This window comes from Bacteroides sp. ET336 (genome assembly GCF_024733815.1).
GTDB classification, from domain to species: domain Bacteria; phylum Bacteroidota; class Bacteroidia; order Bacteroidales; family Bacteroidaceae; genus Phocaeicola; species Phocaeicola cellulolyticus.
On record NZ_JANRHK010000014.1, the window covers coordinates 41,455 to 61,883 of the forward strand.

Below are 20,429 nucleotides of genomic sequence, written 5' to 3' on the forward strand. Positions count from 1 at the left end.
AGCCCATGTTGAAACAACAGACTTTAAAAGGTAGCTTTTCACTGAACGGAAAAGGACTTCACACTGGAGTTAAACTGACAGTGACATTTAATCCGGCTCCGGAACATCACGGGTATAAAATCCAACGTATTGATCTTGACGATCAACCTATCATAGACGCTGTGGCCGAAAACGTGATAGACACTACTCGCGGTACAGTGTTATCAAAAAACAATGTAAAAGTAAGCACAGTAGAACACGCATTGGCAGCCTTGTATGCTGCTGGAATTGACAACTGTCTGATACAAGTAGATGGACCTGAATTCCCTATACTTGACGGTAGCGCAAAAGCATATGTGGAATGCATAGAAAGGGTAGGCATAGAAGAACAGTCTGCTCCAAAGGACTACTATATAATAAAATCAAAAATAGAATTCCGCGACGAAGCTACTGGCTCATGTATCACTGTATTGCCTGACGACAGATTCAGCATCAATACGCTTATATCATACGATTCGCACATTCTGACAAACCAGTTTGCCACACTTGAAAATATGGCAGACTTCCCTACAGAAATAGCATCTGCACGTACATTTGTTTTCGTCCGCGAAATCGAACCTCTGCTTAATGCAGGGCTCATTAAGGGAGGCGACCTGGACAATGCAATCGTAATATACGAAAAGCAGATGACACAGGAAAACTTCGACAAGCTGGCCGATGTAATGAAAGTTCCTCATATGGATGCAAGCCATTTGGGTTACATCAACCATATACCTTTGGTATGGCCTAACGAACCTGCAAGACACAAGCTTCTTGACATAATAGGCGACCTTGCATTGATAGGCAAACCTATAAAGGGACGTATCATCGCCACAAGACCGGGACATACCATCAACAACAAGTTTGCAAGACAGTTGCGCAAGGAAATACGTATGCATGAAATACAGGCTCCTATATACAACTGTAATGAAGAACCGTTGATGGACGTTAACCGCATACGCGAGTTATTGCCACACAGATATCCGTTCCAATTGGTTGACAAGGTTATAGCAATGGGAGCAAACTATATCGTTGGTGTAAAGAACGTTACATCAAACGAACCGTTCTTCCAGGGACACTTTCCACAGGAACCGGTAATGCCGGGAGTTCTGCAGATAGAAGCTATGGCACAGGTGGGAGGACTTCTGGTTCTTAACTCAGTAGATGATCCTGAAAAATATTCTACATATTTCATGAAGATTGACAATGTGAAATTCCGTCAGAAGGTAGTGCCGGGCGACACTCTTATATTCAGAGTAGAACTTATGGCTCCTATCAGAAGAGGGGTTTCTACAATGAAAGGATATGTATTCGTAGGAGAAAAGATTGTCTGTGAAGCAGAATTCATGGCTCAAATTGTAAAAAACAAATAAAGTGAATATGATAAGTCCATTAGCATACATACATCCGGAAGCACAAATAGGACAGAACGTAGAAATCGGACCATTTGTGTATATCGACAAAAACGTGATTATAGGTGACAACAACACCATAATGCCAAATGCAAACATCCTTTACGGCTCACGCATTGGCAATAACAACAGAATATTCCCCGGAGCAGTTATTGGAGCAATCCCTCAGGACTTGAAGTTCAAGGGAGAGGAAACTACAGCCGAGATAGGTGACAACAATACCATAAGGGAAAATGTTACCATCAACAGAGGTACTGCAGCAAAGGGAAAAACAATAGTAGGAAGCAATAACCTGCTTATGGAAGGTGTTCACGTTGCACACGACGCTATAATCGGAAACGGATGTATTATCGGAAACTCTACAAAATTCGCAGGAGAAATAATAATCGACGATTATTCAATAATAAGTGCGAGCGTGCTCATGCATCAATTCTGTAGAGTGGGCGGTTATGGAATGATTCAGGGAGGAAGCCGCTTCAGCAAGGATATACCACCTTTCATTATAGCCGGAAGAGACCCTATCGCATACTGCGGAATCAACATCGTCGGACTGAGAAGACGCGGTTTCTCAAACGAACTGATAGAAAATATACATAATGCATACCGCATAATATACAATAGCGGAAAGAATACTGCAGAAGCTCTTGAACAAGTGAAACAAGATGTTCCTATGAGTCCGGAGATAGAATATATAATCTCCTTCATAGAAAATTCACAAAGAGGTATAATAAGATAATCATTTTTTGTATATTTACAAAACAAAGATTTAAAACTAAACAAAGATGGTTTACAAATTCAGACTCATATCAGACGAAGTCGATAATTTCTTGAGAGAAATAAAAATCGATTCAGACGCTTCATTCTACGACTTGCATGAAGCTATACTAAAGTGTACAGGTTATAAAGATGACCAGATGACTTCTTTCTTTATATGTGATGACGACTGGGAGAAAGAAACAGAAATCACCCTTGAAGATATGGGCACTAGCAGTTCTGACGAGGACATTTACATAATGAAAGATACTCCGCTGAGCGAACTGCTGGAAGACGAAAAGCAAAAGCTGATTTACGTTTTCGATCCGCTGGCTGAAAGAATCTTCTTCATCGAACTTTCTGAAATAATAACAGGACAGGATCTTGAACATGCCATATGCTCACGCAAGGAAGGTGAAGCTCCACAACAGACAATAGACTTCGACGAACAGCTAAACACAAGCCAGTCGCTTGACTTGGGAGAAAACTTCTATGGAGACGAAGACTATGACATGGAAGATTTCGACATGGAAGGTTTCGGTATGAGTGAAGGTAACCCATACGAAGAAGACAAATATTAATTATAATACCGATACTGAATAAAAGCGAAGAATACGGCTTCAACTAATGGTTGATATTCCGCATTCTTCGCTTTCTTAATTTATATATCTGATGGACAACAAAAAAACTCTCATAGTACTTATAGGACCAACCGGCGTAGGAAAAACTGACCTTAGTATAAAAATAGCGGAGAAATATGGCTCGCCTATTATTTCTGCCGATTCAAGGCAATTATACTCCGACTTGAAGATTGGTACTGCCGCCCCGACGGAAGAATATCTGAAAAGGGTGAAACACTATTTCGTAGGTACACTGAAACTGACGGATTACTACAGCGCAGCACAATATGAGAGTGAGGTCATCAGCCTTTTGGAAGAGCTCTTCAAGAGCAACAACACCATTCTTCTGACAGGCGGCTCCATGATGTATATAGATGCTATATGTAAAGGAATAGACGACATACCTACTGTTGACAGCGAGACAAGACAGATGATGATGGAGAAGTATGAAAAAGAAGGTCTGGACAGATTATGTGCCGAACTGAAACTGTTGGATCCTGAATACTACTCGACAGTTGACTTAAAAAATCCCAAAAGGGTGATACACGCTCTGGAGATATGTTATATGACCGGAAAAACATATACTTCATTCAGAACTGGAAACAAAAAACAGAGACCGTTTGATATCATAAAAATCGGATTATGCAGGGACAGGGAAGAACTGTATGAACGCATCAACAAAAGGGTTGACATCATGATTAAAGAAGGTCTTGTGGATGAAGTCAAGTCGGTGTATGAATACAGAAACCTAAATTCACTTAACACGGTAGGATACAAAGAAATAATCCAATACCTTGAAGGTAAGTGTACACTTGAATTTGCAATAGAAAAAATAAAACAGAATTCGCGTATTTACTCCCGAAAGCAGATGACATGGTTTAAACGAGATAATGATATAACATGGTTCCATCCTGACAAGGAAGAGGAAATAATGGAATTCATAGAATCAAAATTATAATAACACTGCGTTATAATTATCGTGCAAGTTCGGTATAAGTCTTCTTGCCTGAAAGCTTACATCTGAAAATAATGGAAAAATTATATCTGTATTTTATTTTTCCAACAGTAGCCTCCTTAAGATTGCACTGGCGCGATGACTGGAATTCATCACGGAGTTTCAAATAATCTTGTCTGGCTTTTATGACTGCTTTAGCATTAGCAAAATCACACTTCAACACGAAGAATAAGGCAGCCATATAATCCAGGGCGCAACGCACGCGCATTACACTTTTCAACTCATGTGAAGGAAGATTTTTATACAACATCAGCAGGTTGTTGCGGAAATTAAGATAAGTCTTGCGCGGATTCTCTTTCTTGAGTGTTGCACCACCTACATGATAGACAGTACTTGACGGCACACAAACCACTCTATATCCCCTACTGAGGAAACGCCAGCACAAATCTATTTCTTCCATATGGGCAAAGAACTTTCCGTCAAGCCCTCCTACCGACTTGTACAAATTACGTCTGACAAACATTGCAGCACCTGAAGCCCAGAATATATCAATTATATCGTTATACTGACCATTATCCGCCTCTACTGTGTCAAAGACTCTTCCTCTGCAAAACGGATAACCATATTTATCAATAAAGCCTCCTGAAGCTCCCGCATACTCGAATAGCTCTTTATTACGATAGCTTAATATTTTAGGCTGACAGGCGGCAACTTCAGGATTTTCATCCATATACTCCAGTATAGGTTCAATCCAACAGTCGGTTACCTCTACATCACTATTAAGAAGAACTACATACTCCGTATCAACAAAATCCATCACCTTGTTATATCCTTCTGCAAAGCCATAATTTTCATCAAGACGTATCAATCTTACCGTTGGGAATTCAGATTGCAATATTTCTACTGAATTATCGGTAGAGCCGTTGTCGGCAACACATACATCGGCCAACAACGGATTAGTATTCTCAATGACTGAAGGCAGAAATTTACGTAACATTTCCGCCCCGTTCCAATTCAATATAACAACAGATACTTTCTTCATACAGATATGTATTTATTCACCTGAAACCTTTTAAATTGTTTCAGACAACAGCGACGAACCGTCAGCGTTAAAATCACCTAGTCTGACTTTTACCAGATGATTGTCCAAAACACTATCAGGCTGTAATTCCACTCGAATATAATTATCCGTAAATCCATGCATCGGCATTCCAGGTTTTGAATGTTCTGCCAGGACTACAGCTTCTTTTCCTATATGACGCGAATAAAACTCCTTAAGCTTCGTTTCGGATAGCTCAAGTAAACGTTGGCTTCTTGCATGCTTTTCTTCAGGAGAAACTACATAATCTATTTTCAAAGCCTGCGTACCAGGACGTTCAGAATAACTGAACACATGCAGCTGTGTAACGTCAAGCGAGCTTATAAAATTATATGCAGACTCAAAATACTCCGGAGTCTCTCCTCGAGTTCCAACTATAACATCAACACCGATAAAAGCATCCGGCATCAACTCTTTTATTTTTCTTATTTTTGAAGCAAAAAGATTTGTATCATATCTTCTGCGCATAAGCTTCAGAACTTCATCGCATCCCGATTGCAACGGAATATGGAAATGAGGCATGAATCTCTTTGACTTCGAAACAAACTCTATTATCTCGTCTGTAAGCAAATTAGGCTCAATAGACGAAATTCTATAACGCTCTATTCCTTCTACTTCATCAAGCGCTTTTACAAGATCAAAGAAAGTCTCTCCGGTTGATTTTCCAAAATCACCTATATTTACGCCTGTAAGTACTATTTCCTTCCCTCCTTCTGATGCCACTTCCCTTGCCTGTTCCACAAGATCGGAGATTTTACCGTTTCTACTTCTTCCTCTGGCAAATGGTATAGTGCAATAAGAGCAGAAATAATCACAACCATCCTGAACTTTCAGGAAATATCTTGTCCTGTCACCACGCGAACATGACGGAGAGAATGTACGTATATCTTTTGTTGATGTAGTTATAGCCTCACCATGAGCAGACTTGTCAAGAGTCACAAGATATTTCATCAGATCTCCTTTTTGTTCGGCTCCCAAAACCAAGTCAACACCTTTAATATCGGCAACAGTTTCAGGTTTCAACTGTGCATAACATCCTGTAACAATAACATATGCACCCGGATGCGATTTTACCAGTTTATGAATAGCCTGTCTGCACTTTTTATCTGCAACTTCCGTTACGGAACATGTATTTACGACAATGATATCTGCCTTTTCACCTTTTCTGGCAGTTCTAACACCAGCTTCTTTCAAAGACTTCCCTATTGATGAAGTCTCAGCAAAATTGAGTTTACAACCTAATGTGTAATAAACAGCTTTCTTATCCTTGAAAACAGTAGTATCAATCATACAATAAAAATATTTTGCACAAAGTTACGCAATATTTCGTGATTTATAAAGTATAAAAAAACGAACAATGGCGAAGTGTAAAAAAAAGGAAAACAGATATTGTTAAAAAACAATAAATAGGCTGCATAACATATTTTTTAGCGAAAATATTGGACCAAAAGTGAACAACGTATCAAAAAACTATATATCTTTGCAGCGTCAATTAAGATAACAACATAAGTATTACAGAATTTTAAAAGCAAAAAAGATGAAAAAGTTAGTATTTTTATTCGTTGCATTCGTTGCAGTATCTTTCGCATCATGTGGTGGTAACAAAAATGCAAATGCAGAATCTACAGAAGCTGCTGTAGTTGAAGAAGCTACTCCAGCATGTGACTCAGTATGCTGCGATTCAGCTGCATGTGATTCAGTAGCTTGCGATTCAGCTAAAGCTTGCTGCGACAAAGCTGAATAATTATCAGTAGAATTTTAGGTAAAAAGTTAAAGTCTGTAGGATAACAAAACCCACAGGCTTTTTTTGTGTCCATACTTTTCTATAATGCTTTAATTATAAAAAACAGGAATGTCACTACCCAACTATTATAAACAAAAAAAATCCCTTTCGAATGAAAGAGATTTTTTATATACTTATGTAATAAGCTTATTATTCTGCTACTACTTCGAAAGGAATTTCTACAGAAACTTCCTTGTGAAGTTTAACAACTGCCTTGTAGTGACCAACTTCCTTAACTGTATCTTTAACAACGATAATCTTACGATCGATGTTGTGACCCAATTTAGCAAGTTCTTCTGCAATCTGAATGTTACCTACTGAACCGTAGATTGCACCTGTTGCACTAACTTTAGTAGCGATAGTCAAAGAAACACCCTTCAATGATTCAGCTACAGCTTCAGCATCTTTCTTAATCTTTTCCAATTTGTGAGCACGCTGTTTCAACTCTTCTGCCAACATTTTCTTTGCTGCTGGTGAAGCGATAACTGCTTTGCCAGTCGGAATAAGATAGTTACGACCATAACCAGACTTTACAGTTACAATATCGTTCTTGTAACCCAAGTTTAATACGTCTTCTTTCAATATAATTTCCATACTTATTCCTCCTTTTTTTATTTCATCATATCAGTTACGTAAGGCAATAAAGCCAAATGACGAGCTCTCTTCACAGCCTGTGCAATACGACGCTGATACTTCAATGAAGTACCTGTAATGCGACGAGGAAGGATCTTACCCTGTTCATTCAAGAATTTCTTCAAGAATTCAGGATCTTTGTAATCGATATACTTAATACCACTCTTTTTGAAACGGCAGTATTTTTTCTTCTTAACATCTACTGATGGCGGAGTTAAATATCTGATTTCTGATTGTTGCTGTGCCATGATTAATTTTCCTCCTTTTTAGTTGATTTAACATTTCTTCTCTTTGCAGCGTATTCTGCAGCATACTTGTCCATCTTGAAAGTCAAGAAACGGATAACTCTTTCATCACGACGGTAGTTAACCTCAAGTTTTTCGATTACAGCTGGTTCAGCTTTAAACTCAATCAACTGATAGAAACCTGTAGATTTCTTCTGAATTGGATAAGCCAATTTCTTCAATCCCCAGTTTTCTTCATTGATGATCTCAGCACCTTCCTGAGTAAGGATTGCCTTGAACTTCTCTACCGCTTCCTTCATCTGAGCGTCAGATAAAACGGGAGTTAAAATGAAAACGGTTTCGTATTGATTCATACTTATTCGTTAATTAAATTATTAATAAAAATTTCAATCGCGGCGCAAAGGTACAACTTTTTATCTAATATACAAACATTTATAGCGTTTTTATTCTATAATTATTTACTAATATATACGAATAAGTGATTATTATGGGTAATAAGAATACGTATTACGACAATAAGTTGTATATTTGCATAGTTGTATAAACAATAATTATATGATAGAACAATTTAATTTCGACATACAATTAATATTTGCCATTCTTAATGGTAAAGTATCAGCAGCAATAAACAGAAAGCTCATTAGGAATTTCAGGATGAACGGATTGGATATCACTCCGGAACAATGGACGGTACTGATTTTCCTGTGGGAAAAAGACGGAGTGACGCAACAGGAACTCTGCAATGCTACGTTTAAAGACAAACCAAGCATGACCCGACTAATAGACAATATGGAGAAACAACACCTGGTTGTACGCATATCGGACAAGAAAGACAGAAGAACCAATCTGATACATCTGACAAAGGATGGAAAACAGCTTGAGGACAAGGCCAGGCTTGTTGCCAACCTCACACTTAAAGAAGCATTGAAAGGGTTGACTCTTGAAGAGTTAAGCGTAAGCCAGGAGGTACTTCGCAAAATATTCACAAACACGAAAGATTAACAATATAGAGACGCATGATATTATACGAATTTCATTTTTTTTCGTAAAATAATTTTCACGTATAAAGAATTATGCTTTAATTTGTAACCAATAAACGAATAAACCATAAAAATAGAAGACACACATGAAAAGCTTATTAAAGAATCTGGGAGTAATATTGATTATTATCGGAGCTGTTATCCTGATTGCATGTTTTGCAACTGAAAATGTGAACAACAACACTATTTTGGGAACATCATTTGTTCTTATCATCGTTGGACTTATCAGCTATATCCTGATCAACAAACGCATTACTGATTAATTTACGAAATCAGACAAAATAAAAAGAGGTTATCCTTTCGGGTAACCTCTTTTTATTTTGTCATTTATCATTAAGCTTCCTGCTGTTCTTCGTCAGGAGTAATCAATTTATATCCCTTACCGTGGATATTGATAATTTCGATAGACGGATCCGCTTTAAGGTGTTTACGCAACTTAGTGATATAAACATCCATGCTTCGTGCATTGAAATAATTATCGTCAATCCAGATGTTCTTCAGTGCATAATCTCTCTGAAGGATTTCGTTTGCATGAGAACAAAGCAATGACAGAAGTTCAGACTCCTTAGTAGTAAGTTTAGTCTGCTTATCACCAATAGTAAGCAACTGTTTCTGAGTATCGAAAGTAAAGTTACCAATATTATACATAGTATTTTCCTTAACCTTCTTACCTCTGACACGACGCAAGATTGCCTCAATACGAAGTGTAAGTTCTTCCATACTAAACGGCTTGCTGATATAATCGTCTGCACCAATCTTGAAACCTTCAAGGATGTCTTCCTTCATAGTTTTTGCAGTAAGGAAAATCACAGGCACTTCCGAATTGATCTGTTTGATTTCCTGAATCATAGAGAAACCGTCTTTAACAGGCATCATAACGTCTGTTACAATCATATCATATTTTCCTTTCTGATATCCTTTCACTCCTTCGTCACCATTCAGGAACAGGTCAGCTTCATAACCTTTAGCCTGTAAATATTCTCTCAAAAGCATGCCAAGATTCTCGTCATCTTCGCACAATAAAATACGCATTCTTTCGTCCATATTATTCTTCTTTAAATAAAGGTAATACAATTATAAATTTAGTTCCGACATTCAGTTCACTTTCAGCACGAATGCTTCCGTTGTGATCTGTAATTATCTTCTTAACATAGGCCAATCCAAGACCGAAGCCTTTCACATCGTGCAAATTTCCGGTATGGACTCGGTAGAACTTATCAAATATCTTTTTCAAATTTTCTTTCTTTATACCTATTCCGTTGTCTTCTACTGATATATGAAGCTTGTTAGCCTCATTCCAGGTTCTGACTTTCAGACTTATATCCACATCCGCACGTTTATACTTGACTGCATTATCAAGCAGATTGAATATCACATTTGTGAAATGCATTTCATCAACGAAGATAAACGGGTCTGTAGCTTCAAGCTCTGCATCCAATGTTCCATGACAACTTTCCACCTTCAGCCTGAAAGTATTTATCACTCCGTTCACCAGTTCATTGGCATCAATCTTCTTTTTCTTCAGAGTGGCTTTCTGGCGTTCGAACATTGACATCTGCAATACTTTTTCCACCTGGAAACGAAGACGTTTCGTTTCATCATTTATCACCCCTGATATATGCTTGAACATCACAGGCGATTTTCCTACAGCCGGATCATTAAGCATCTGGGCTGCCAGTGATATGGTAGAGATAGGTGTCTTGAATTCATGAGTCATGTTGTTTATGAAATCATTCTTTATCTCTGTAAGCTTCTTCTGACGGAATATTATATATATAGTAAAAATAAATGTTATCAGAAGTACAATGGTAAAGATTATGGAAGGAATCATAAACTTCACGGAACTGAAAATATAATCATCCATCGTAGGGAAGAATATATTCACATATCCCATTTTTGCCGGAGGGTCATTTTCAAACAACAGTCTAGAATAAATCTTCTCTCCATCATATGCATAGTCCGAACAACGGTATATCTCCTTTCCGTCTCTGTCTGTAACAGTGAAATGATATGGCAAATCCAATCCGTTGTTAAGCAACTCAGATTTGATGAAATGATCCAACTGCTTGAAATTTATCCTCTCCTTCAGAGGCTTGTCGCTTGCCGTATATAGAATATTGTATATCACTTCATCAAGCAATGCCCTCTGATATACATACCTTTCCTTTATTATCTCCTGCAATGTCCTTGATGTCTGCGGGATATTCTTTCCTGTAGAAATTATCACTTTAGGGACACTTGACGGTCTGTTGGTAATAGTCTTGAATTCGAAAGTGGAATACATACTTCCATCAGGCGATGTTATAGTATATTGATGATGCTGCTGGAGTATGTCATCGCTTCCTTTTCCCTTATTCAGATTAAACTGCTCAGCCAGACGAGCCGCCCTTTCAGTAGCAGCGACATCTGCCTCAAGATACTTCTTGGTTTCCACCAGTTCAAGATTACGCACGGACTGAACAAGACTGCGGTTTACATTCTCTTCGAATTGTCCACGACGCATCTTAACCATCTCTTCTATGTAACTTACCTGCAAATATAGCAAACTAAGAAAAGACAGAGCCATAATGACTCCTAATATCCATATTGTTGACTTTTTCATGGTGACAAATTTAACAAGCTAATTAATATAATCATCATCAATTAACATGTTTTACACGGGATTTTTTCGTATTTAACAATATCACCTATTCTTAATTAATAAAATCACAAGTAAAAGTCATTCTCTCCGCACTTACTTTACAAAATTAATATAACTTTAAATATATAACAACTAAAAGTGGCGAAAAGTTCATGAAAAGTGAATAAAAAAAAGCCGTATTTTTAAGAAATACGGCTTTTTTATGTATTAAAATATTAATTAACTATCAATCTTCGTTCTTTTCCTGCTCTTCAAATTCCTTCATAAGCTTATTCTGGACATCAGTTGGAACAAGTTCGTAACTTGCAAACTTCATAATGAATGAAGCACGTCCACCTGTCAATGAGCTTAAAGCAGTAGAATAGTTAGACATTTCCTTCAAAGGAACTTTTGCTGCAAGCTTTTCGTATCCCTTTTCACTGCTCATACCCATAATCATACCGCGGCGTCCCTGCATATCACTCATTACATCACCAAGCTTGTCGCTCGGAACGAAAACTTCCACATCATATATAGGTTCAAGAATCTTAGGACCAGCGTTCTTGAATGCTTCGCTGAAGGCATTACGTCCGGCAAGCATGAACGAAATTTCATTTGAGTCAACCGGATGCATCTTTCCGTCATATACGATAACACGTACGTCGCGTGCATACGAACCTGTCAGAGGTCCCTGTTCCATACGGCTCATGATACCTTTAAGGATAGCAGGCATAAATCTTGTATCTATAGCTCCACCTACAACACTGTTGATGAATACCAGCTTACCGCCCCATTCCAAATCAACAGTTTCAGTACTCTTCACATTGATCTTGAATTCCTGACCATTGAATTTATAGACTTCAGGAGTAGGCATACCTTCGTAATATGGTTCCACGATAAGATGAACTTCACCAAACTGTCCGGCACCACCCGACTGTTTCTTATGTCTGTAGTCAGCACGTGCAGCCTTAGTAATAGTTTCTCTGTAAGGAATCTTAGGTTCCATGAACTGCACTGCAAGTTTCTCATTATTTTCAAGACGCCATTTCAGTGTACGCAAATGGAACTCACCCTGACCATGAACAAGAATCTGTTTCAATTCCTTTGACTGCTCAACAACCCATGTAGGATCTTCCTCTCGCATACGGTTCAGGATAGCCATCATCTTTTCAGTATCTGCCTCATTTTCCGGCTTGATGGCTCTAGTATATTTAGGATTTGGATACTTGATGAAATTGAATCTGTTTTCACAATCCTTGCTGTTCAGTGTATTGCCAGTCTTAACGTCTTTCAGCTTCACAGTACAGCCTATATCACCGGCTCTCAATTCTTCCACCTTTTCACGGTTTGCACCTGCGCACACATAAAGCTGTGCCATACGTTCCTTCGATCCACGGTCAGCATTATTCAGGTCGTCACCTTCGTGAACAACACCACTCATCACCTTGAAATACTGCACATCACCGATATGAGGTTCAACAGCAGTCTTGAAGAAATAAAGTGAAGTTGGAGCATCAGCCACAGGAGGAACAGGAACACCACGTGTATTGTGAACCACAGGCATTTCGTCAACGAAAGGTACCACGTTACCGAGGAATTCCATCAGACGGCGTACACCCATATCTTTTCCTGCACATACGCAAAACACAGGGAACATACCCCTTGCAGCCAATCCCTTGCGGATACCCTCACGCATTTCGTCTTCTGTAAGCGATTCTGATTCAAAGAATTTTTCCATAAGAGTCTCATCGTGTTCGGCAGCAGCCTCAACAAGTCTCTTGTGCCATTCCATAGCCTTTTCCATTTCTTCAGCCGGAACAGGTTCGATAGTAGGAGCACCACCTTCTGGTCCCCACGAATATTTTTTCATTAAAAGTACATCAATCAACGAATTGAAGTCCGGACCCGTACTGAGAGGATACTGAACCGGAACAACTTTAGAACCATAATTTTCAGTCAACTGTTCAAGCACTTTATCGAAATCGCAGTTAGGTGAGTCAAGCTGGTTAACAAGGAAGATAACCGGTTTACCCAACTTCTCAGTGTAACGGAAGTGATTCTGAGTACCTACTTCAGGTCCGTACTGACCGTTAAGAAGCAATACGGCTGTATCTGTTACATTAAGTGCGGTTATAGCAGCTCCCACGAAGTCATCACTACCCGGACAGTCTATGATATTAAGTTTTTTACCATTCCACTCTACATGATAAACGGTAGAGAATACAGAGTAACCATACTCCTGCTCTACCGGGAAATAGTCGCTGACAGTGTTCTTGGCAGTAATTCTGCCGCGACGTTTTATAATACCACTCTCAAAGAGCAATGCTTCAGTGAGGGTGGTTTTACCTGAGCCATCATTGCCAAGAAGTGCAATGTTTTTGATTTCGTTAGTCTGATATACTTTCATGGTATTCTAGATTAAAAAATTAATAGAATAAAGGATATGCTTTTCATATCTCATTTTTAAGTTGGCGCAAAATAGAAATTTATGTTCAGAAATCCAACTGTTACATTCGTGTTACTAAACTATGTTTTCTGACACATAACGTAATATATTCCTTTAAATCATACGATTAGAGTATATTTTCAGGATGTAATAAAAAAGAATACTGTTATTATTAAAATCAAAGTAATGTCCAAGAAAAAATATTTCCTTCGAAATATATTCTATAAATATAACTGATATTTATATAAATCACACTGATATTTGTACAAACCACACTGTGGTTTATAAAAACCAAACTTGTATTTATAGATTTTATCCTATTATTTACAAGAAAAAATGCACAGAATACTCTTTTCATACAGGCAATACTATAATTCAGAAATTTCGTACCTTTGCATAAATTCTTAACAATAACAGGATATAAATGGCAGGAATTTACATACACATACCGTTCTGCAAAAGAAGATGCATATACTGCGACTTCTTCTCTACTACGGCTTCCGAAAAGAAAAACGAATATATCAAGGCTCTGTGCAAGGAAATAGCCGGAAGAAAAGACTATCTGGGCGGTGAAACCATAGACACTATTTACCTTGGCGGCGGAACGCCATCGCAACTGGAAAAGGATGATTTCACAAATATATTCAGAACCATATATGACAATTACAGCGTAAACCAGAATGCCGAAATCACAATAGAAGCAAATCCTGACGACCTGACAGACGAATATGTGGGAATGCTCTCTACCCTTCCTTTCAACCGTCTGAGCATGGGAATACAGACATTCAACGATGATATCCTGTCTCTTCTGAAAAGACGCCACAACGCACAGCAGGCCATAGAGACTTTTGGCAGATGCAGGAATGCAGGATTCCGCAATATAAGCATCGACCTTATGTACGGACTTCCAGGCGAAAGTATGGATACGTGGAACAAAGATCTTGACACAGCCATCTCGCTGAAACCGGAACATATTTCGGCATATCATCTGATATACGAGGAAGGAACCGCGCTATACAAACTGAGAGAAGAAAACAAAGTGAGGGAAGCCGACGAGGATTTGAGCAATTCACTGTTTGAAACACTCATCACACGTCTGAAAGAAAACGGATATGTGCATTATGAGATTTCAAATTTCTGCCGTCCCGGAATGCACTCACGACATAATTCAAGTTACTGGACAGGGATAAAATACCTTGGATGCGGCCCGTCAGCCCATTCATACGACGGATACTCACGGCAATGGAACATTTCATCACTGGATAAGTATATAGAAGGCATAAACAAAGGTTCAGATATATCAGAAATAGAAGAACTGAACTTATATACCCGCTACAACGATTTCGTAATCACATCAATCCGTACCGCATGGGGAATGCCACTGGATAAGCTTAAAGCCGAATACGGGAACGCTCTTTACGACTATTGCCTGAAGATGGCTCGCCCTCACATCAGTCAGGGAACACTTGAAATAAAGGACAATACTCTGAAACTGACTCAAAGCGGGATTTTCATATCAGACGGAATAATGAGTGACATGCTTTGGGTGGAATAAAAAAATGCTCCCCCGATTTATCCATCAAGGGAGCATTTTCATATATATGAACAGTAACAATTATTACTTAGCCAGGCTATATACTATATCCATAATCTGCTTGCCAAGTTCATCGGCAGCCTCCATAGTAGAAGCTTCAGAATAAACACGGATGATAGGTTCTGTATTACTCTTGCGCAAGTGTACCCATTTATCTGCAAAGTCAATCTTGACACCGTCGATGTCGTTGATTTCCTCATTCTTGTACATTTCCTTAACTTTCAGCAGGATAGCATCAACATCTGTTTCAGGAGTGAGATCGATACGGTTCTTTGCTATGAAGTATTCAGGATATGTGGCGCGGAGTTCTGTCACCTTCTTGCCTTCGTGAGCAAGGTGGCTCAAGAACAATGCTATACCTACAAGAGCGTCGCGTCCGTAGTGTGATTCAGGATAGATAACTCCACCGTTACCTTCACCACCGATTACGGCATTTGTAGCCTTCATCTTTGTTACTACGTTCACTTCACCTACTGCAGAGGCATTGTATTCCATACCATATTTGCGAGTAACATCGCGCAAAGCACGAGTTGAGCTGAGGTTTGAAACAGTATTTCCTGGAGTGTGCTTCAATACATAGTCGGCAACAGTCACCAATGTATATTCTTCGCCATACATTGAACCGTCTTCGCTGATGATAGCCAAACGGTCAACGTCAGGGTCAACAACGAAAGCTACATCATTTCCACCCTTCTTCATAAGTCCCATGATGTCGCTCAAGTTCTTTTCAAGAGGTTCTGGGTTGTGCTGGAAATCACCTGTTGGCTCGCAGTATAGTTTTTCTACATGCTGAACGCCCAACTGTTCGAGCAACTGAGGAAGGATGATACCACCCACAGAGTTAACACAGTCAATAGCCACACGGAAGTTAGCCTTACGGATAGCCTCAACGTCAACAAGTTTCAAAGCCAATACGCTGTCAATATGGCGCTGGTTGTATGTATTGTTTTCTGTATATTTACCAAGGTTGTCTATGTCGGCAAATGTAAATTCTTCGGCAGCTGCAATACGCAACACTTCATTACCTTCGGCAGCATTAAGGAATTCTCCGTGTTCGTTCAGAAGTTTCAGAGCGTTCCACTGTCTTGGATTATGACTTGCAGTAAGGATGATACCACCGCAAGCACCTTCCATAGTAACGGCAAGTTCTGTTGTAGGAGTAGAAGCAAGACCGATGTTTACAACATCGAATCCCATACCCATAAGAGTACCGCAAACTACATTCTTCACCATTTCGCCGGAAATACGTGCGTCGCGTCCAACAACGATTTTATTGCTTTTCACAGTTGTTGTCTTACGAATCAGCGTAGCATATGCTGAAGTAAACTTCACAATATCCAACGGATTAAGTCCTTCACCGGCCTGGCCACCTATAGTGCCACGGATTCCGGAAATTGATTTGATTAATGTCATAGATTATATTAATTTAGGTCATAAGTTATTTCATAATAACATGGATAGACATATCTTTGTGCATAATACGTACCTTCACTATGCGGGACAATTAATTTTACACGTGCGATTTTTTCTGAAGGTGGAGCTGATATGTATGATCTCAGCTTCAAGTAAGCAAGAGGAACAAGCCAACCTGACGGAACAGCAGACGTTTCATAACGAAGATACATTTCACTTTGCGCAACATCGGTAAAAGATGCTGAATAAGAACCTGATGATCCCACAGTTACAAGGAAATTTTCAGAATACGGAGACTTTGTATTATACAACAATGTATCACCGGCACTGATACTAAAATCAGCAACATCCATAATACAGACTTCCATAAATCGAGATGATATTGTATATCTTCCTTCTTTGAGAATTTCCCCGTCACCACGATATTGAATATTCATATACACACCACTTTTGTCGAACAAAACGTACTCATTCTCCTTAGTCACCGTATCATTCTCTATGAATTCTTTTTCAGAGATAACCTTTATATCGTTCTCCAAAATAAATTTGTTGATGGCATCAGCCTCTTCTTCTTTCTGTTCTGCATATGTCTTTCCATTGTTACAGCTCTGAAGTCCGAAAGACAATACATATACCAATACCGATAAATAGAATAGTTTCTTCATTATTTTAAAAATTTACAGGACAAAATTAATAAAACTATTTATATCCTCATACTAAATTAGTCGATGTAATAGTTAATTTTGTAGAAAAATATGCTAGGAATCAATTCTTAAGCAGCAGATCTTCATATTTCACAAGTGCCTGCTTGAACAATCCTATAGCTTCGTCCATTGTTCCGTAAAATTCACCACCTGAAGCATTAAGATGCCCTCCTCCATTGAAGAATTCCTCTGCGACCTTGTTGCAAGGGAAATTACCAACCGAACGCAATGACACTTTTATCATATTCTTTTCTGTATCTTCACGCAAGAAGACAGAGAAACATATACCTTTCATCTGAAGAGGTATATTTACAAATCCCTCTGTGTCACCCTTTACATACTGGAATTTCTTCTGCTCGTCTTTAGTAAGCCATATCAGAGCCGAACGGAACTGATGGAATACTTCCATCTTATCGTAAAGTACATAACCCATCAGACGGAGACGGCCTTCGGAATATGTATTGAATACCTTGCGATAGATATCATCCTTGTCAATTCCTTTAGAAAGGAGCTCGCTGATGATGAAATATATCTCACGGTCGTTAGAGTTATATGTAAACCCTCCTGTATCTGTCATCATTCCGGTATAAATACACTGTGCAGCTTCGTATGTTATATCGTCAAAACATCCCAGACGGCATATCAGACGGAATATCAATTCTGATGTTGAAGATATTTTAGGATGAGAAATTGTAATCTTACAGAATGGTTCCGGATTTAGATGATGGTCTATCATAACCTTACGCGCCTGCGATTCCGCCACAGGTTTTGCCACTGCATCTATTCTCGACAAAGCATTGAAGTCCAGACAGCATATCACGTCAGCCTCGGCTATCAGCTTGTCGGCAAACTCGGCATACTTGTCATATCTGATTATATCCTTTGCTCCCGGCATCCATTGAAGGAACTCAGGGAAAGCATTCGGAACTATCACATGCACATTCTTTTCCATTCCGAGCAAGAAATGGTAAAGCCCCAACGATGAGCCCAGAGCATCGCCATCAGGCGAAACATGTGTTACTATAACTATTTTGTCAGCCTTTTCGAAATAGGTTTCTACCTTGTCAATGTTCGCTTGTAAGATTATCTTTGAAAGCATATTTATTGTTTGTGTTAAATTGTTGGCAAATGTACTCTTTTTTTTCTATTTACAGAAGTATTCTAAAGGAAGCTTGAGCGGATTTTTCAATACATCTTATATTAAGCCTCTCGCATTCCTGTTTCAAAAACCTCCTGTATCTTTCACTTATCGAACTATCTATTATCACATTTTTTATCTTAAACAGACCGGACAACCCTGTAATGTTTCCCTCAAATCCCTTACATATATATACATAATCAAGTGCAGCAAGTTGCGATGTACCGGCAAGCCGTATGTTTTTCCAGCGACCGGAATCCATCACACCTACTCTAATTCCATTTATCTCATGAAGCCCGTTTCCGGACGTAACGGTATCAAGATTTTTACCATTTCTTATATATAGGCCGGAACGTGCAAAAAACAATGACGGAGCATCATCCGTCCGTATCTTATAGACTTCAATAATGGCAATAATGCAAAGAATGGAAAGCATCTTCAATAAATCTCCAGGACGACGCTTCTTCAGAAAGACATATAGTATCAACAAAAGAACTGAAAACAGAAGGACCTGAAGTTCATTGAAACTGACGGAAGTAATCTGTGAGCCTTGCATTCCATGAACAAACTGCATCGAAGCGTTCAGTATCCCGGTCACTCCATCCAACAGCCAGACACAAACATTCCCTACCATAGGTATATACGAGAATAATAAAGAAGCCATAGTAAGCGAAAGGATACAAACCGCCAATGGCCCCACCACAATATTGGCTATTAGGAAATATGTAGGGAAAGTACCGAAATAATATAATATAAGAGGCAATGTCCCCAACTGTGCAGCCATAGAAACAGACATTGCGCCCCATAAATAGCGTATCAACCTGTTTGAACTCTTTATCCATCCGAAAATGAGCGGATAGAAAAGAATAATGGAAAGCACTGCTACAAACGACAGCTGAAAACTTATATCGAAAAGATACATTGGGTTATATACCAGCATTACGAATGCTGTCAACGACAACGAAAAGAATCCGCAAAAACCGTTTTCCACCAGAACCGATGCCACCAGATAAAGCGTACACATAGTAACTGCCCTTACTACTGAGGGACTAAGACCGGTGATAAATGCAAATATCCATAGAACCGTCGCCACAGCAAGTGACTGAACAACTCTTCCTCCTCTCAATTTTTTGAGAGGCCACAATAAAAGATAAAGAATACCCGACAATATTCCGACGTGTAATCCTGACAATGCCAGTACATGACTCGTTCCAGCCGCACTATACACCGCTTTTAATTCCGGAGTAAGTTCACCCTTGTCGCCAATTGTCAAAGCTGAAACTACAGCCAGTTCATTATCGCCCATGTCCCAACTTTCAAACTTCCCGGCGATGATATCCCTACATCTCAACGCTATGTGCCTTATTGATTGCGGATGTTCTACTCTGACGGCTTTCCAATTGCCGGAAAAAGCCAATGCTGTTCCGGATATTCCTTTGGTGAAAAGATACCTTGCATAATCAAATCCCATAAATTCGATATCGGAAAGCGGTTTGGATATGGCTGAATAAAAAACAATACCGTCACCGCACTGGGGAATATATGACGCTGAATCCGGAATATAATATAAAAGAATATTCCGGTTAATTGACTTTCCGTATATACTGTCGGCAGTTGAAGGAATTGCAAGGTTAACCCTTACTTCCGAACATAAGGTTTTGCCACGAACTTCAGGAGTGGTCTCTACCACGCCATAATAACACTGTTCCTTGTCGCTCCACTTATATTCTATATTTCTCCTTTTCTGAACAATAAGTATTCCACCTATAAGAAAAAAGCATGCGGAAACTATAACTCCGAAAGAATAATTCAGACGAATAGTCCTGAATTTAATCACCGCGTAAAAGAACAATGGCAAAAAGACTGCCAAAAGTACGAAAAGTAAAAAACGTAAAGACACATCCGGCAGAAACCTGTCGAAGAAAAAAATTCCGGCTGCCATAAAAACTGCCAACC

General features: G+C 39.0%; 20 protein-coding genes. 8 read left to right on the top strand and 12 right to left on the bottom strand.

Annotated elements, in window-relative coordinates; genetic code table 11:
• Positions 1 to 5 precede the first annotated feature (5 nt).
• From NW213_RS12210 to miaA, 4 genes are all read left to right on the top strand, one after another.
• Positions 6 to 1,391 carry a bifunctional UDP-3-O-[3-hydroxymyristoyl] N-acetylglucosamine deacetylase/3-hydroxyacyl-ACP dehydratase gene (locus NW213_RS12210; RefSeq protein WP_154044612.1) on the top strand — a complete coding sequence of 462 codons (1,386 nt, stop codon included), beginning with the start codon at positions 6 to 8 and terminating at the stop codon, positions 1,389 to 1,391.
• 7 nt (positions 1,392 to 1,398) lie between these two features.
• Positions 1,399 to 2,166: an acyl-ACP--UDP-N-acetylglucosamine O-acyltransferase gene (gene lpxA, locus NW213_RS12215; RefSeq protein ID WP_154044613.1), complete on the top strand. Its 768-nt coding sequence runs from the start codon at positions 1,399 to 1,401 to the stop codon at positions 2,164 to 2,166.
• A gap of 46 nt (positions 2,167 to 2,212) precedes the next feature.
• Positions 2,213 to 2,764 carry a plasmid pRiA4b ORF-3 family protein gene (locus tag NW213_RS12220; protein ID WP_154044614.1) on the top strand — a complete coding sequence of 184 codons (552 nt, stop codon included), beginning with the start codon at positions 2,213 to 2,215 and terminating at the stop codon, positions 2,762 to 2,764.
• A 91-nt stretch (positions 2,765 to 2,855) separates the two neighbouring features.
• Positions 2,856 to 3,761: a tRNA (adenosine(37)-N6)-dimethylallyltransferase MiaA gene (miaA, locus tag NW213_RS12225; RefSeq protein WP_258322946.1), complete on the top strand. Its 906-nt coding sequence runs from the start codon at positions 2,856 to 2,858 to the stop codon at positions 3,759 to 3,761.
• 16 nt (positions 3,762 to 3,777) lie between these two features.
• On the opposite strand, the gene NW213_RS12230 is transcribed toward miaA, so the two are convergent.
• Both NW213_RS12230 and mtaB read right to left on the bottom strand, forming a co-directional pair.
• Complete coding sequence (locus tag NW213_RS12230) at positions 3,778 to 4,800, bottom strand: glycosyltransferase family 2 protein (RefSeq protein WP_258322947.1); 1,023 nt, start codon at positions 4,798 to 4,800, stop codon at positions 3,778 to 3,780.
• Between the two features lie 30 nt (positions 4,801 to 4,830).
• Entirely contained in the window at positions 4,831 to 6,147 is a 1,317-nt protein-coding gene (mtaB, locus tag NW213_RS12235; RefSeq protein ID WP_258322948.1) for a tRNA (N(6)-L-threonylcarbamoyladenosine(37)-C(2))-methylthiotransferase MtaB, read from the bottom strand.
• A 247-nt stretch (positions 6,148 to 6,394) separates the two neighbouring features.
• On the opposite strand from mtaB, the gene NW213_RS12240 reads away from it, so the two are divergent.
• Positions 6,395 to 6,601, top strand: a complete 207-nt coding sequence (locus NW213_RS12240) for a hypothetical protein (RefSeq protein ID WP_154044618.1) — start codon at positions 6,395 to 6,397, stop codon at positions 6,599 to 6,601.
• Positions 6,602 to 6,790: 189 nt separating this feature from the next.
• Here the strand turns inward: NW213_RS12240 and rplI are convergent, their stop codons facing one another.
• From rplI to rpsF, 3 genes are read right to left on the bottom strand one after another with little or no spacing between them, the layout of a single operon-like run.
• Positions 6,791 to 7,234 (bottom strand): 50S ribosomal protein L9, encoded by a 444-nt coding sequence (gene rplI, locus NW213_RS12245; RefSeq protein WP_258322949.1) that lies wholly within the window; start codon positions 7,232 to 7,234, stop codon positions 6,791 to 6,793.
• Between the two features lie 17 nt (positions 7,235 to 7,251).
• A complete protein-coding gene (gene rpsR / locus NW213_RS12250) occupies positions 7,252 to 7,521 on the bottom strand; it encodes a 30S ribosomal protein S18 (protein WP_154044620.1) in 270 nt (89 codons plus the stop codon).
• Between the two features lie 2 nt (positions 7,522 to 7,523).
• Complete coding sequence (gene rpsF, locus NW213_RS12255; RefSeq protein WP_154044621.1) at positions 7,524 to 7,871, bottom strand: 30S ribosomal protein S6; 348 nt, start codon at positions 7,869 to 7,871, stop codon at positions 7,524 to 7,526.
• Between the two features lie 202 nt (positions 7,872 to 8,073).
• Between rpsF and NW213_RS12260 the strand changes: the two genes are divergently transcribed.
• Both NW213_RS12260 and NW213_RS12265 read left to right on the top strand, forming a co-directional pair.
• Positions 8,074 to 8,520, top strand: coding sequence for a MarR family winged helix-turn-helix transcriptional regulator (locus tag NW213_RS12260; protein WP_154044622.1), 447 nt, complete (start codon positions 8,074 to 8,076; stop codon positions 8,518 to 8,520).
• A gap of 124 nt (positions 8,521 to 8,644) precedes the next feature.
• A complete protein-coding gene (locus NW213_RS12265) occupies positions 8,645 to 8,821 on the top strand; it encodes a hypothetical protein (protein WP_204390761.1) in 177 nt (58 codons plus the stop codon).
• Between the two features lie 70 nt (positions 8,822 to 8,891).
• Here NW213_RS12265 and NW213_RS12270 read toward each other — a convergent pair whose 3' ends face one another.
• From NW213_RS12270 to NW213_RS12280, 3 genes are all read right to left on the bottom strand, one after another.
• A complete protein-coding gene (locus NW213_RS12270; RefSeq protein ID WP_154044623.1) occupies positions 8,892 to 9,602 on the bottom strand; it encodes a response regulator transcription factor in 711 nt (236 codons plus the stop codon).
• 1 nt (position 9,603) lies between these two features.
• On the bottom strand, positions 9,604 to 11,160 hold the full coding sequence (locus NW213_RS12275) for a sensor histidine kinase KdpD (protein WP_154044624.1): 1,557 nt from the start codon (positions 11,158 to 11,160) through the stop codon (positions 9,604 to 9,606).
• Between the two features lie 265 nt (positions 11,161 to 11,425).
• The gene (locus tag NW213_RS12280) at positions 11,426 to 13,585 is read right to left on the bottom strand and encodes a translation factor GTPase family protein (RefSeq protein WP_204390763.1); all 2,160 of its coding nucleotides are present in this window, start codon (positions 13,583 to 13,585) and stop codon (positions 11,426 to 11,428) included.
• A 463-nt stretch (positions 13,586 to 14,048) separates the two neighbouring features.
• On the opposite strand from NW213_RS12280, the gene hemW reads away from it, so the two are divergent.
• Positions 14,049 to 15,179 carry a radical SAM family heme chaperone HemW gene (gene hemW, locus NW213_RS12285; protein WP_258322950.1) on the top strand — a complete coding sequence of 377 codons (1,131 nt, stop codon included), beginning with the start codon at positions 14,049 to 14,051 and terminating at the stop codon, positions 15,177 to 15,179.
• Positions 15,180 to 15,242: 63 nt separating this feature from the next.
• On the opposite strand, the gene glmM is transcribed toward hemW, so the two are convergent.
• From glmM to NW213_RS12305, 4 genes are all read right to left on the bottom strand, one after another.
• Complete coding sequence (gene glmM, locus NW213_RS12290) at positions 15,243 to 16,631, bottom strand: phosphoglucosamine mutase (RefSeq protein ID WP_154044627.1); 1,389 nt, start codon at positions 16,629 to 16,631, stop codon at positions 15,243 to 15,245.
• Positions 16,632 to 16,639: 8 nt separating this feature from the next.
• The gene (locus NW213_RS12295; protein ID WP_258322951.1) at positions 16,640 to 17,296 is read right to left on the bottom strand and encodes a DUF4827 domain-containing protein; all 657 of its coding nucleotides are present in this window, start codon (positions 17,294 to 17,296) and stop codon (positions 16,640 to 16,642) included.
• Between the two features lie 100 nt (positions 17,297 to 17,396).
• A complete protein-coding gene (locus NW213_RS12300) occupies positions 17,397 to 18,434 on the bottom strand; it encodes a bifunctional oligoribonuclease/PAP phosphatase NrnA (RefSeq protein ID WP_154044629.1) in 1,038 nt (345 codons plus the stop codon).
• A gap of 49 nt (positions 18,435 to 18,483) precedes the next feature.
• A complete protein-coding gene (locus NW213_RS12305; RefSeq protein WP_258322952.1) occupies positions 18,484 to 20,415 on the bottom strand; it encodes a ComEC/Rec2 family competence protein in 1,932 nt (643 codons plus the stop codon).
• Positions 20,416 to 20,429 lie beyond the last annotated feature (14 nt).

Bases quoted from the DNA above. Each gene is read 5' to 3' on its own strand.
- NW213_RS12210 (WP_154044612.1), top strand. From the start codon at position 6: ATGTTGAAACAACAGACTTTAAAAGGTAGCTTTTCACTGAACGGAAAA.
- lpxA (WP_154044613.1), top strand. From the start codon at position 1,399: ATGATAAGTCCATTAGCATACATACATCCGGAAGCACAAATAGGACAG.
- NW213_RS12220 (WP_154044614.1), top strand. From the start codon at position 2,213: ATGGTTTACAAATTCAGACTCATATCAGACGAAGTCGATAATTTCTTG.
- miaA (WP_258322946.1), top strand. From the start codon at position 2,856: ATGGACAACAAAAAAACTCTCATAGTACTTATAGGACCAACCGGCGTA.
- NW213_RS12230 (WP_258322947.1), bottom strand. From the start codon at position 4,800: ATGAAGAAAGTATCTGTTGTTATATTGAATTGGAACGGGGCGGAAATG.
- mtaB (WP_258322948.1), bottom strand. From the start codon at position 6,147: ATGATTGATACTACTGTTTTCAAGGATAAGAAAGCTGTTTATTACACA.
- NW213_RS12240 (WP_154044618.1), top strand. From the start codon at position 6,395: ATGAAAAAGTTAGTATTTTTATTCGTTGCATTCGTTGCAGTATCTTTC.
- rplI (WP_258322949.1), bottom strand. From the start codon at position 7,234: ATGGAAATTATATTGAAAGAAGACGTATTAAACTTGGGTTACAAGAAC.
- rpsR (WP_154044620.1), bottom strand. From the start codon at position 7,521: ATGGCACAGCAACAATCAGAAATCAGATATTTAACTCCGCCATCAGTA.
- rpsF (WP_154044621.1), bottom strand. From the start codon at position 7,871: ATGAATCAATACGAAACCGTTTTCATTTTAACTCCCGTTTTATCTGAC.
- NW213_RS12260 (WP_154044622.1), top strand. From the start codon at position 8,074: ATGATAGAACAATTTAATTTCGACATACAATTAATATTTGCCATTCTT.
- NW213_RS12265 (WP_204390761.1), top strand. From the start codon at position 8,645: ATGAAAAGCTTATTAAAGAATCTGGGAGTAATATTGATTATTATCGGA.
- NW213_RS12270 (WP_154044623.1), bottom strand. From the start codon at position 9,602: ATGGACGAAAGAATGCGTATTTTATTGTGCGAAGATGACGAGAATCTT.
- NW213_RS12275 (WP_154044624.1), bottom strand. From the start codon at position 11,160: ATGAAAAAGTCAACAATATGGATATTAGGAGTCATTATGGCTCTGTCT.
- NW213_RS12280 (WP_204390763.1), bottom strand. From the start codon at position 13,585: ATGAAAGTATATCAGACTAACGAAATCAAAAACATTGCACTTCTTGGC.
- hemW (WP_258322950.1), top strand. From the start codon at position 14,049: ATGGCAGGAATTTACATACACATACCGTTCTGCAAAAGAAGATGCATA.
- glmM (WP_154044627.1), bottom strand. From the start codon at position 16,631: ATGACATTAATCAAATCAATTTCCGGAATCCGTGGCACTATAGGTGGC.
- NW213_RS12295 (WP_258322951.1), bottom strand. From the start codon at position 17,296: ATGAAGAAACTATTCTATTTATCGGTATTGGTATATGTATTGTCTTTC.
- NW213_RS12300 (WP_154044629.1), bottom strand. From the start codon at position 18,434: ATGCTTTCAAAGATAATCTTACAAGCGAACATTGACAAGGTAGAAACC.
- NW213_RS12305 (WP_258322952.1), bottom strand. From the start codon at position 20,415: ATGGCAGCCGGAATTTTTTTCTTCGACAGGTTTCTGCCGGATGTGTCT.